We start from the raw sequence: 10,475 nt of genomic DNA on the forward strand, positions 1-10,475 counted from the left end.
GACCGTCGCCATCGGCGGTGCGTGCTCCGGATGTGGTATCGCACCGATGACGATGAACGCAATCAAACACCGACTGCCCGACGAACTCGAAGAGATTTCGAAAGTGAACGTGATTCGGGCGGGCGGCCCGCGCGCCGCCGTGATGCCAACCAAGACAGAAGATATGGAAGAAATGGAGGAGTACGAAGACTACTCCCCACCGTTCTGAGCGATTCCGGATTCACTTCGTATTCTATTCGATACTTGCGCACACGGAGTGCTGTCGCTGAGTAGACTTTGAAGCGAGACCGAAACGGCCAGAACGCGGACCGCTACGGCGCTGTATCCCGACGAGGGCTGCTGTCTCCCCGACGATGGCTGTCGTTTTCCGACTACGGCCAGTCGTCGCGGCCGTCGTCTTCGAAGGGGTCTTCGACGGGTTCGTCGTCATCGGCGAGCGCCCACTCGGCGGCCTCGGCGGCGTCTTCGACGGCGAGATACTCCCAACCGGTCTCCTCGGCCATCTCACGGTCCTCGTCGGACGTGCCGATGAAGACGTGTCTGTCGGTGTCGAACTGGCGCATCACGTTTTCGAGGCTCTCTCCGACGCCGCGTGGCCCGGAGAAGAAATCCTGACGGATGCGCTCTTTCCGAGTGAAGTTGGTCACAACGTAGGTGGGCTTTTCGCTCACCACGCCGACGTACTTCGTCCACGTCCGGGCGTCCGAAAACGCCGCGTTCGGGTCTGCAAGGTGTTTGAGTGCCTCTAGTTCGAACGCGAGCGTCATCGTCCCTTGTCCGCCACCTGCTGCCATACCCGCCGATATGCAGCGAAGCGTGGAAAACCACTTCGGTCCTCGCCGTCAGCCGAGAAGTGGGTTGGCCGACAGCCGGGGAGCCGAGAGCCGGGGGCTGAAAGCCGATTCGGACGACCGACGACGTGGTGGTGGAGAGTGTTGCTGTGACGAGTCTACCGGAGACTCACGTCTGACTGATCTCGAAGATATGACACTCCGCGGAGAACACCCGGAGAGTTCACTGAATGCGGACGTATTCGGTAAATACGACGACATCGCCACGCGAGAGGCGTGTGGTCGACGGGTCGATGTCGAGTTCTCCCGTCGGGAGTGCAGTCAAGAGTGCGTCCTGTGTCCGCTCGCCCAATTCGTCGAAGTGGTGCACGCGGGCACTGCTGGGAACATCAGTAACGGGGACGACAGTCGGCGTCGTAGTGACGTCTGTAGCAGACGTTGGCTGTCCATCCATTGATGACATGTGATAACACACATCAGTAAATAACATAAATGTTTGGTATATTCGATGTTCGTACTACGGCGGGGAACAAACCGCGATTCTCGGTTGAGCAAAGCAGGAATCGGAGAAGAGACAGGCAGTCGCAAAGATGCGAACTGCGGCGAAAACCGTGAGTCTCCGAGAGAGTCAGTCGAGACGAACGCAGTCGCGGCTGTGCGAGATGAAAATAACGGGGTATGTCGACCCGGTTACTGTTCTGCTGCTGCGCCTTCGAGGTCGTCCAGCTCGAAGTCCTGTTTCATCAGGACGTCTTTTTGTCCGCTGATGTCGACCTGTTCGCGCATGAGCTTCTTGTACTTCGTCTGCGGCGAGAGGTCGCCGATGAGGACGCCACCGACGATTTTGCCGTCCTTGATGGCGAGACGCCGCCATTCGGTGTCGGAGTACTTCGCTTCGACGTGGTCGTCGCCGAGGGTCGGGTGACCGAACGAGAGGAACGGGAAGTCGAAGTGCGTAATGGAGTACGACGAGACCCAGCGGAACTCTTCGGAGCCGTAGTCGACCATGTTCTTGGCCGCGATGGTGCCCTGTTCCTTGGCGGAGCCCCACGCACCGTTCTGGGCGCGCTCGCCGAGGATAAGGTCGTGGAACTCGGTGATATCACCGGCCGCGAAGATGTCCTCGTGGCTCGTACACATGAACTCGTCCGTGTAGATACCGTTGTCGTACTCGATACCGGTCCCCTTGATAATCTCCGTATTGAAGTTCAGGCCGATAGCGATACCAACGAAGTCGGCGTCGTAGCGGTCGCCATTGGGGTCGACAGCGGTCGTGACACGGTCGTCGTCGTCGACTTCGAAGTGGTCGACGCCGGAGTCGAAGACGGGTTCGACGTTACGCTCGCGGAGGGCGTTGTGGATAATCTCCGCACCGTCTTGGGAGAGTGCGTAGCGCCACCACGCCTTCCCGCGCATGAGATACTTGCCTTCGACGTCCTGTGCGGCGGTGATGGCCGCGAGGTCGATACCGAGGAGACCTGCGCCGATAACGACGGAGTTGTCGGCCTGCTCGATGTGGTCCTTGATGTCGCGGGCGTCCTGGAACGTCCAGAAGTGGTGAATACCGTCTGCGTCGGAGTTCTCGACGGGAAGCTGCGTCGGCGTGCCGCCGATAGCGAGGAGGAGCTTGTCGTAGTCGAACTCGGTACCGTCGTGAGCCGTGACGGTGTGTCCTTCGGGGTCGATATCCGTGATGAGCGTATTCAGGACGAGGTCTACGTCGCGGTCGTCGTACCACGACTCTTCGTGGATGGAGATGGGTGCCTCGGGAAGTTTGCCCTTGGCGAATTCTTTGATCAGAATACGATTGTACAGTGGTTCACCCTCGTCCGTAATGATGGTGATGTCGGCGTCGGGTTCCTCTTCGCGGAGTGTCTCAGCCGCTGAGGCCCCGGCGACACCGTCGCCGACGATCACGTACGATTGACTCATGACCCGACGTTTGTATTCGGGGTTAATGTGGATTGCTATCTCCCTCATGATTGTTTAAAAGTCAAAAGCGGCTCCGAAACGGAATCTGCGAGCAGAACAGCGGTTACTGGCAGTCACACGGCTCGCCCGGACAGCCGCCGTCAGTTACGACGGGGTCAGGGATGCGGCGACGACGGAGTGCCCCACGAGCGAGCGCGGGAACGCCGCTTTTGACGACTGCGTGAGTGGCTTTGCGGAGTGCGAGCACCGTCGCAACGAACCCGACTGGCCAGCCGAGGAATAGCGTGACCAGCCCGAGTACCGGAGCGAAGGGAGCGACAAGGGCCGCAGAGACTGCTGCCGCGACGATACCGATACCTGCTGCAAGCGAGAGGAGCGCCGTCTCCGCGAGTGAGCGATGTCCAGTCTTCGCGTGCGTGTCGAGTTCGTTTGGCGGCGTGTCCTGTCTGTTCGGTTGCGTGTCCACTGCGTCAGGAACTCCGGGGTGGTTGTCGTGCGTCATCGTGGTTCTTCTCAACTAGACGAACGACTCCTGCTACCAAAAGGGTAATCAGAATGATATTTTTTGTAAGCCGACTTACCGTACCGAGTTTATGCAGTTGCTTCGATAGGTTCGACGGTCGAATCGACAACGAGGAGGGACTCATCGAGGTCGACGACGAGCGCCTCGTCGCCGTATTCGATACGGACGCGGATGTGCCACGGGTCGTCCGAGACCACGGTGAGGGCGTCGTTGCCGACGACCCACGGGAACTGCCAGAAGGGCGTTCCGCACACGTCGTTCCCGCGTGAGGAGAGGAACCCGAGGACGGTGGACTCATCGAGAAGGACCAGTCCAACGGGCGAGATAGCTTCGTAGGCACACTGTGCGCAGCGGTGGGTCACGACCACGTCGAGGTCGAACGGTTCGGAGTCACGCGAGAGGTTGGTTCCGGTCGTTCCGCCGCACTCCGGGCAGACGCCGTCGGCGGCGAGACAGTGGAGGTGGCGAACCCGCTGGTCGAACGCCGACAGAAGTGCGTCCGAGGTCCGACCTTCGAGTCCGCCGGGTGGGAACTCCTCGTGCGCGTGAACTCGTGCGCAGTCGGCGCACGAGATGGTGAGTTTCTCGTCGCCGTAGTCGGCTTCGAGTGACCCACCGCACGAGACGCATGCCCCGGGTGCGGGGAATGCCGGGAGGACCGGGTCTTCGTTGAACGTTCCGGCCAATACGGCGCGGACGACCTTCTCACCGGCGTGGCGGAAGTCGTAGCCGTCGTCGGTTTTGCGGACGAACTGGCCGCGGAGTTTCCCGAGATGGTAGTTGAACCGCGCGCTATCGTCGACGCCGACCCGTCGACGAAGGTCGGAAAACGAGACGGGACGGTCCGGGGACTCCCAGAGCGCTTCGAGAATGGTCAGTCGAGTCTCGTCGGCGACGATTGCGAAGGCTTCGGCGGGGGAGAGACAGTCGTCACAGTCGAGGACGGAGTCCTCGTGGACGGATGCGGAATTACTCATACTCGATGCATGTGGACGAATCACATTAAATAGGTCGTGAAATTTCGTTCAGTATGACGGAGAACGCGGCCGGACATTCGACCTTCAAGAGACGTGGTCTTTAGGTGTATCCGACCCTAAGCCGACGACGAAATGAAAATTCGCCAGAACATTCGTCATTTTGCGACGAAGAAGGCCCTCACGATGCCGGTCATCGGTGACATCGCCACCGAGAAGATGGTGAATCTCCACGTCCGAATCTTCGGCGAGCGCGCGGACCCAGACCACCGAGAAGAGCGCGAAGCCCACATGGCGGCGTTCTTCGAGTGCACCTTCGACACCTACCTCGAAGCGTTAGACGCCGGTTTTTCCGAGGCCGAGGCGCGCGAGATAACTCACATCCAATCTAATTTCGACTTCTACAACCACGGCTGGACCGAGATGATGGAGTTCCCGGTCGACGAGGTAGAAGCTCACTACGAGCGCTACGGGGAGTTCTTCGAGCGCCACGACATCGACATCGCCAACCCGCTGGGTGAGTTCCGGACTATCGACATTCCGGACGCACCCGCGACGTTGGAGAAATTAGACGACCCAGAACACCCGCACGCAGAGGCTGGCTTCGCCGACGACGTGTACGTCGAAGACGAGAGCGGCGATGTCGATGTCGGCGGCACTGAAGAACCGGACGACGTGGACGTGACGGCTGCACCCGGCATGCAAGAAGTCGACAACGCCGACGAAGAAACCGCGTAACAGAGCGTTCAACCCCGACCACTGGTCGGAGGCGTAGTGGCGAAGACCTCAGTCGTCGCTCGGCACGCGAGGGCCGGCGTCGACGACGCTTTCTTTCCACGTTCCGCGCGTGAACCACGCGAACGCGAGGAACGCCGCCGCGACGTTCGAGAAGGCGATACCGTACCAGATACCGGTCGGTCCCATCGAGAAGAACTCGACGAGGACGAACGACGCCGGAATGCGCAGTACCCAAAGCGAGATGAGCGAGAACGTCATCGCCGTTCGGGTCGACCCGCTCCCCCGGAACCCGCCGTTGACGACGTTGAACACCCCGAGGAAGAGGAACGTCGGACCGATGATTCTGAGATACTCGACGCCGATAGAGATGACCGCCTGCTCACCGGGGATGAACACCGCAACGATGGGTTCGGCGAAGAGGTACGCCACCGCGGAGACGAACACCAGTGTGCCCGCGATGATGCCGACCGCCCAGAAGACGGCGCGCTCCGCCCTGTCGGCGTAGTCGGCACCGAGGTTCTGCCCGACCACTGTCGAGACCCCCTGTGCAAGCCCGATAGCCGGGAGGAAGACGAGCGAGTTGAGGCGGTTCCCGATACCGAAGGCGGCGACGGCTGTTTCGGTGTCGACACCGGCCGCGTTGACGGCAGCGTAGGCGACGAGCGCCGTGAGCGCGGTGACGCCGAGCGCGCGGGTCGATTGCTCGATGCTCGACGGTGCGCCGATGCGGACGATTTTCTCGACCGTCTCGCGCTCCGGTACGAGGTCACGGGGCGAGAGGTCGATGCCGACCCGACCGGACAGGAGGAGCCAGAAACCGACGAGCGCGCCGACGCCGCGGGAGAACACCGTGGCGATGGCCGCGCCCTGCACGCCGAATCCGTGGAAGCCGGTCTGTACGAGGAGCCACTGGCGGAGGCCGTCGAGACCGAGCACCGCAAAGACGGGGTTCGCGTCGAACCCGAGGATAAGAAACGGGTCGAGGAAGACGTTGAGGACGACACCGAACGCCATCAGATACATCGGCGTCTTGGTGTCACCCCATCCGCGGAGCAGCGCCTGGAAGATGAAGAAGCCGAACATGAACGCGACACCGAGGAAGATGGTTCGCGTGTAGTCGACCGAGAGGCGGTGAACTTGTGTTCCCGGCGTCGTCCCGATGAGCGGGAGCAGTATCGGCGTCAGGAAGTAGCCGAGGATGGCGAACCCGGTCGACAGGAGAATGACGAACCCGAGGGTCTGTCCGGCGACGCGGTTGACCTGGTCGTGGTTACCTGCGCCCTTGTTCTGAGCGACCAGCACCGTCCCGGCGACGGTGAACCCGCCGCCGAAAGAAATCATGAGGAAGACGAGCGGCCACGAGAACGAGAGGGCCGAGACCGCATCGGCACCGACGCGGCCGACCCAGAAGGTGTCCGCGAGGTTGTACGCGACCTGCATCAACTGCGAGAGCACGATTGGAAGCGACAGCACCAACATCGGCTTGACGAGGTCGCCGTCGACGAGGTCGACGTCCTTCGGTTTCGCGCTCATCAGGTTCCCTCCTCGCGGACGAGGTGCGACACGACGAACTCGTCGAGCGCGGCGCGCACATCGTGCGGCGCTTCGTGTGCGGGCGTTCGATCACCTTCCGCCGTCGGTTCGGCCACGACGACCCGTTGCAGTCGTGCACCGTCGAGCGCAGCGAAGAGGAGCGTCGCCGTGCGGTCGGCGTCGACCTCGCGGAAGACGCCCTGTTCGATACCGTCGCGGATGACATCGGCGAACCGCCCGCGAATTGCCGCCTCGCTCTGGGCGATTTGCTCGCGGTAGGTCTCCACGTAGGGTGCTTGCGTCCGAATCTCCGCCAAGGCGAGACCGAAGCGGTCGTACTCGCCGTCGTCGTCCTCGTCCGGGACCATCTTGTCGAGGAGGAATCGAAGTCGCTCCTCAGGAGCGTCGCCTTCGGTCGCTTCGACCCGCTTTTCGAAGCGCTCGAAGAGGAAGCCGAGAAACGCGACGAGTAGTTCGCGCTTCGTCCCGTAGTGGTAGTGGAGGAGGGACTTGCTCTTTCCAGCCTCGTCGGCGATTCGTTGCATCGTCAAATCGGCGTACCCGTGGGCACACAGCGCCCGATAGGTCGCCTCCATCAACGTTTGGTGAACGTCGTCGGGGACCGATTGGTCAGACGTTTCGTCAGAACTCACTAACTGACTAGTCAGTCAGCGAGTTCAAAAGGGGTTTCGAATAGAAAACAGATTGCCGGTAAGCGTGGTATGAGCTGTCGCTTCGCGGTGGACGCATGGAAAACGCAAATCGGGACGTACGCCGAGAGAGCAGCCGATTACAGTCGGTCGACGATTCGGTCGGCGACTTCGTAGCCCGCGACGATACCGCCGTTCAGCGAGCGCTCGGGGTACTGCGCTTCGGACGCCATTCCGGCGTAGTAGACGCCCTCGGCGACGTCGTCTGCGAGGTCGTAGGGAACGACGAGGTCGAGGTAGCCGCGTTCGTACACCGGCCCGGCACGGGGGTTCCGGGAGACGCGGAACTCCTCGACGGCCGAGCGGTCGAAGTCGGGGTACATGGATTCGATTTCGTCGAACCACACGTCGTAGACTTCGTCGTCGTCCATCTGCCAGAGGTCCTCGTGGGGTCCCTGTACGTAGCTTGCGATGTAGAGGAGGTGGTCGCCGCCGTAGCGCTCTTTCGGGATGAAGTTCGTGTGCTCGATGAGCGAGCCAAAGGGCGCGTCGCGGGCGATGTTGCGCCAGTAGGTGTCCATCAGCGACTCGGACATCGTCGCGAGGCCGCAGACTGCGCCCTGGAAGTCGATGTCGCACTCGAATCCGGTCAGGTCGTCGAGCACGTTCGGCCTCGTCGCGACAATCACCGAATCGACCTCGTGGGTTTCGGTTCCGTCTTCTGTTTCGACGGTCAACGTGCTTACTTCCTCGCCGTCGGTGTCGAGTTCAGTCACGCGAGCGCCGGTTTGGATGTTTTCGCGGCCAACCGCGCCTACGAGGGCGTCGATAAGCGGCTCGAAACCGCCGTCGAAGTACCCGAGTTTCTCGCCGCGGAGGAGGTCACGCTCGCCGCGGAAACGGACGCGTCCGAGGAACCACGCCGCCGACACGTCGTGTTTGCGCTCGCCGAACTTCCCATCCAAGAGCGGGTCGACGAAGTTGTCGTAGACGCCCTCCGTCGTGTGTTCGACGACGAAATCCTTGATGGGCGTGTGTTCGTACTCCGAGAGCGTCTCGTAGGCGTTGACGTCCGGAATCCCGCCGCGAACGTCGACACCGAGCGTGAGCATTCCGAGGCGGAACTTGTCGTAGAAGCTCATGTGCGGATAGGCCGCGATTTGCCACGCGGTGTCCAGCGGGTGGGCTACTCCGTCGACGTAGTAGGCGTTCTTGCCGATGCGCCACTCTAAGTCGTCGCCGAGGCCGAGTTCTTCGGCGAGTTCGACGATGGTCTCTTCGGATTTCGAGAGGTGATGGTAGTACCGCTCGATGTCGGCGCCTTTCGTCTCGTAGGTGGCCGCGAGGCCGCCGAGTGAGTCGGCCGCCTCGAAGATTCGAACGTCGTGACCCCGGTTACGGAGTCGGTGCGCCGCAGCGAGACCCGCAATGCCGCCGCCGACGATACCTATCATAGCCCGGATTTCGATGTGCGGCGGAAAGTCCTTTCTGATGTGGTCAGTGCCGGTTTCGACGGGGGAATTTTAACCCCGGTCGATAGAGTGCGGAGCATGCAGGGCGCGTCTCAATGGCAGGCTACGCCGTACACGATTCCGCTTGGGGTCGGTGCCGGTCTCTTCGTAGCCCTCGGACTGTATCTTCTCCACCGCCAGACGGAACGCCGCCTCATCCCGGGCGCGGCACTCGGTGCACTCCTGTTGTTCGCATCGGGGCTCTGGATGGGGCTGTACGCGCTCGAACTCTCCCGAACCGGCTTCGCGACCAAGGTGCTTTTGAACCAACTCGGCTACTTCGGTATCGCGCCGCTCCCGTTGCTGTGGTTCGCGTACGTGATGCGTCACGCCGGATTTGATGATTTGCCGCGGTCGGCGTGGGCGGCCCTCGGGAGTGTCCCTGTCGTCACAATCGGACTCGTCCTGACGAACCAGTGGCACAAACTCATCTGGACCGACCTGCGGCTCTCCACGCAGCCTGGGTACGTCGTCCTCGTGAACGAACACGGCGTCGCGTTCACTGTCTACATCATCTACGCGTACGTACTCGTCTTCGCGGGCGTCGGCATCCTCGTTCGGACGCTCTTCCGTGCTAGTGGAATCCATCGAAAACAGACACTCGGGTTGCTCGTCGGCGGTCTCATCCCTGCGGCTGGTGGCATCATCTACATCACCGACCTGAGTCCCGTTTCGGGCCTAAACCTCCCCGCACTGGCGTTTTCGCTCACCTCGGCAGCCGTCGCGTGGAGTGTCTTCCGACACCGACTGTTCACGCTCGTTCCGGTCGCATGGGAGTCCGTCATCGAGTCGATGCACGACGCCGCCATCGTCCTCGACAACGACAGGCGAGTGCTCGATGCGAATCCAGCGAGTGAGCGACTCCTCACCCGTTCGCTCGAAGGGTCATACGGGCAGTTGGTCGACGACGTGTTGTTACCCGAAGTCGTTGCTGCGCTTCCTGCAACTCCCAACGCGGAGGCGACGGTCACACTCGACGGCGAGGAACGGGACCTGTTGGTGGAGACGACACCGCTCGGCGAGGAGTCGCTGACCACGGGAACACTCGTTCTCGTCCGCGACATCACTGAGCGTACGGAGCGCGAACGACAACTCCAGCGCCAGAACGAGCGCCTCGATGAGTTCGCTTCGGTCGTCTCCCACGACCTGCGAAACCCGCTTACGGTCGCCTGCGGCTATCTGGAACTGGCACAGGAGACCGGTGACGACCAGTACTTCCAACGGGTCGAAGAAGCCCACGACCGGATGGAGACAATCATCGAAGACCTGCTGACGCTCGCCCGGCAGGGGGAGACACTGACGGACGTGACACCGGTTGCCCTGAAGACGGTCGCACAGGAGGCATGGGACAGTACCGCCGTCGGCGACGCCACGCTCGATGTTCGACTGGACCGGACGATTGCTGCCGACCGGGGGCGACTCCGCCAACTGCTCGAAAACCTGTTTCGGAACTCGGTAGAACACGGTGAGACAGACGAGTTCGCGTCCGACGACCGCTCAATCACTGTTACTGTCGGTGCGCTGGACGACGGGTTCTACGTCGAAGACGACGGTCCCGGAATCCCCGAGCGGGAGCGAGAAAACGTGTTCGAACGTGGCTACACGACACACGAAGACGGCACCGGCTTCGGCCTTCCTATCGTCAAATCAATCGCCGACGCCCACGGCTGGTCAGTCGACCTCGTGGCGTCATCGTCCGGCGGGGCGCGGTTCGAGTTCACCGACGTAGCAGCCGAACCGGAGGCCGTGGCCGCAGAGAAACGAGAAGCGACCGAATAGCTGGACGGCTGACTGACTGATTGGATTGGTGAGTAGAATTACAC

At 61.7% G+C, this 10,475-nt stretch carries 10 protein-coding genes and 1 pseudogene; 3 read left to right on the plus strand and 8 right to left on the minus strand.

What is annotated here, in order from left to right; all coding sequences use genetic code 11:
• A pseudogene (locus QT222_RS13460) lies at positions 1 to 208 on the plus strand (NifU family protein); the annotation flags it as partial.
• A 163-nt stretch (positions 209 to 371) separates the two neighbouring features.
• Here QT222_RS13460 and QT222_RS13465 read toward each other — a convergent pair.
• The 5 genes from QT222_RS13465 to QT222_RS13485 all read right to left on the minus strand — a co-directional run bounded on the left by QT222_RS13465 (position 372) and on the right by QT222_RS13485 (position 4,223).
• Positions 372 to 767: a DUF7124 domain-containing protein gene (locus tag QT222_RS13465; RefSeq protein ID WP_491477466.1), complete on the minus strand. Its 396-nt coding sequence runs from the start codon at positions 765 to 767 to the stop codon at positions 372 to 374.
• A 247-nt stretch (positions 768 to 1,014) separates the two neighbouring features.
• The gene (locus QT222_RS13470; RefSeq protein ID WP_137685680.1) at positions 1,015 to 1,254 is read right to left on the minus strand and encodes a DUF7979 domain-containing protein; all 240 of its coding nucleotides are present in this window, start codon (positions 1,252 to 1,254) and stop codon (positions 1,015 to 1,017) included.
• A gap of 227 nt (positions 1,255 to 1,481) precedes the next feature.
• A complete protein-coding gene (locus QT222_RS13475) occupies positions 1,482 to 2,723 on the minus strand; it encodes an NAD(P)/FAD-dependent oxidoreductase (RefSeq protein ID WP_004059765.1) in 1,242 nt (413 codons plus the stop codon).
• A gap of 103 nt (positions 2,724 to 2,826) precedes the next feature.
• Positions 2,827 to 3,225, minus strand: a complete 399-nt coding sequence (locus QT222_RS13480; RefSeq protein ID WP_491477461.1) for a hypothetical protein — start codon at positions 3,223 to 3,225, stop codon at positions 2,827 to 2,829.
• Positions 3,226 to 3,314: 89 nt separating this feature from the next.
• Positions 3,315 to 4,223 carry a winged helix-turn-helix domain-containing protein gene (locus tag QT222_RS13485; protein ID WP_491477462.1) on the minus strand — a complete coding sequence of 303 codons (909 nt, stop codon included), beginning with the start codon at positions 4,221 to 4,223 and terminating at the stop codon, positions 3,315 to 3,317.
• Between the two features lie 132 nt (positions 4,224 to 4,355).
• Here QT222_RS13485 and QT222_RS13490 point away from each other — a divergent pair, with 132 nt between their 5' ends.
• Positions 4,356 to 4,958: a DUF6149 family protein gene (locus QT222_RS13490; protein WP_004059762.1), complete on the plus strand. Its 603-nt coding sequence runs from the start codon at positions 4,356 to 4,358 to the stop codon at positions 4,956 to 4,958.
• 48 nt (positions 4,959 to 5,006) lie between these two features.
• Here QT222_RS13490 and QT222_RS13495 read toward each other — a convergent pair whose 3' ends face one another.
• The 3 genes from QT222_RS13495 to QT222_RS13505 all read right to left on the minus strand — a co-directional run bounded on the left by QT222_RS13495 (position 5,007) and on the right by QT222_RS13505 (position 8,595).
• Positions 5,007 to 6,491 (minus strand): MATE family efflux transporter, encoded by a 1,485-nt coding sequence (locus tag QT222_RS13495; protein ID WP_004059761.1) that lies wholly within the window; start codon positions 6,489 to 6,491, stop codon positions 5,007 to 5,009.
• Complete coding sequence (locus QT222_RS13500) at positions 6,491 to 7,144, minus strand: TetR/AcrR family transcriptional regulator (RefSeq protein ID WP_491477463.1); 654 nt, start codon at positions 7,142 to 7,144, stop codon at positions 6,491 to 6,493. Before QT222_RS13500 ends, QT222_RS13495 begins: the two co-directional genes overlap by 1 nt.
• Positions 7,145 to 7,281: 137 nt before the next feature.
• On the minus strand, positions 7,282 to 8,595 hold the full coding sequence (locus QT222_RS13505; protein WP_491477464.1) for an NAD(P)/FAD-dependent oxidoreductase: 1,314 nt from the start codon (positions 8,593 to 8,595) through the stop codon (positions 7,282 to 7,284).
• Between the two features lie 96 nt (positions 8,596 to 8,691).
• Between QT222_RS13505 and QT222_RS13510 the strand changes: the two genes are divergently transcribed.
• Positions 8,692 to 10,431 carry a sensor histidine kinase gene (locus QT222_RS13510; RefSeq protein ID WP_491477465.1) on the plus strand — a complete coding sequence of 580 codons (1,740 nt, stop codon included), beginning with the start codon at positions 8,692 to 8,694 and terminating at the stop codon, positions 10,429 to 10,431.
• Positions 10,432 to 10,475: the final 44 nt, after the last annotated feature.

It is taken from the genome of Haloferax sp. s1, from assembly GCF_058382125.1.

What these genes read in the sequence shown, in the direction of transcription:
- QT222_RS13465 (WP_491477466.1), bottom strand. Translation starts at nt 767, where the DNA reads ATGACGCTCGCGTTCGAACTAGAGGCACTCAAACACCTTGCAGACCCG.
- QT222_RS13470 (WP_137685680.1), bottom strand. Translation starts at nt 1,254, where the DNA reads ATGTCATCAATGGATGGACAGCCAACGTCTGCTACAGACGTCACTACG.
- QT222_RS13475 (WP_004059765.1), bottom strand. Translation starts at nt 2,723, where the DNA reads ATGAGTCAATCGTACGTGATCGTCGGCGACGGTGTCGCCGGGGCCTCA.
- QT222_RS13480 (WP_491477461.1), bottom strand. Translation starts at nt 3,225, where the DNA reads ATGACGCACGACAACCACCCCGGAGTTCCTGACGCAGTGGACACGCAA.
- QT222_RS13485 (WP_491477462.1), bottom strand. Translation starts at nt 4,223, where the DNA reads ATGAGTAATTCCGCATCCGTCCACGAGGACTCCGTCCTCGACTGTGAC.
- QT222_RS13490 (WP_004059762.1), top strand. Translation starts at nt 4,356, where the DNA reads ATGAAAATTCGCCAGAACATTCGTCATTTTGCGACGAAGAAGGCCCTC.
- QT222_RS13495 (WP_004059761.1), bottom strand. Translation starts at nt 6,491, where the DNA reads ATGAGCGCGAAACCGAAGGACGTCGACCTCGTCGACGGCGACCTCGTC.
- QT222_RS13505 (WP_491477464.1), bottom strand. Translation starts at nt 8,595, where the DNA reads ATGATAGGTATCGTCGGCGGCGGCATTGCGGGTCTCGCTGCGGCGCAC.
- QT222_RS13510 (WP_491477465.1), top strand. Translation starts at nt 8,692, where the DNA reads ATGCAGGGCGCGTCTCAATGGCAGGCTACGCCGTACACGATTCCGCTT.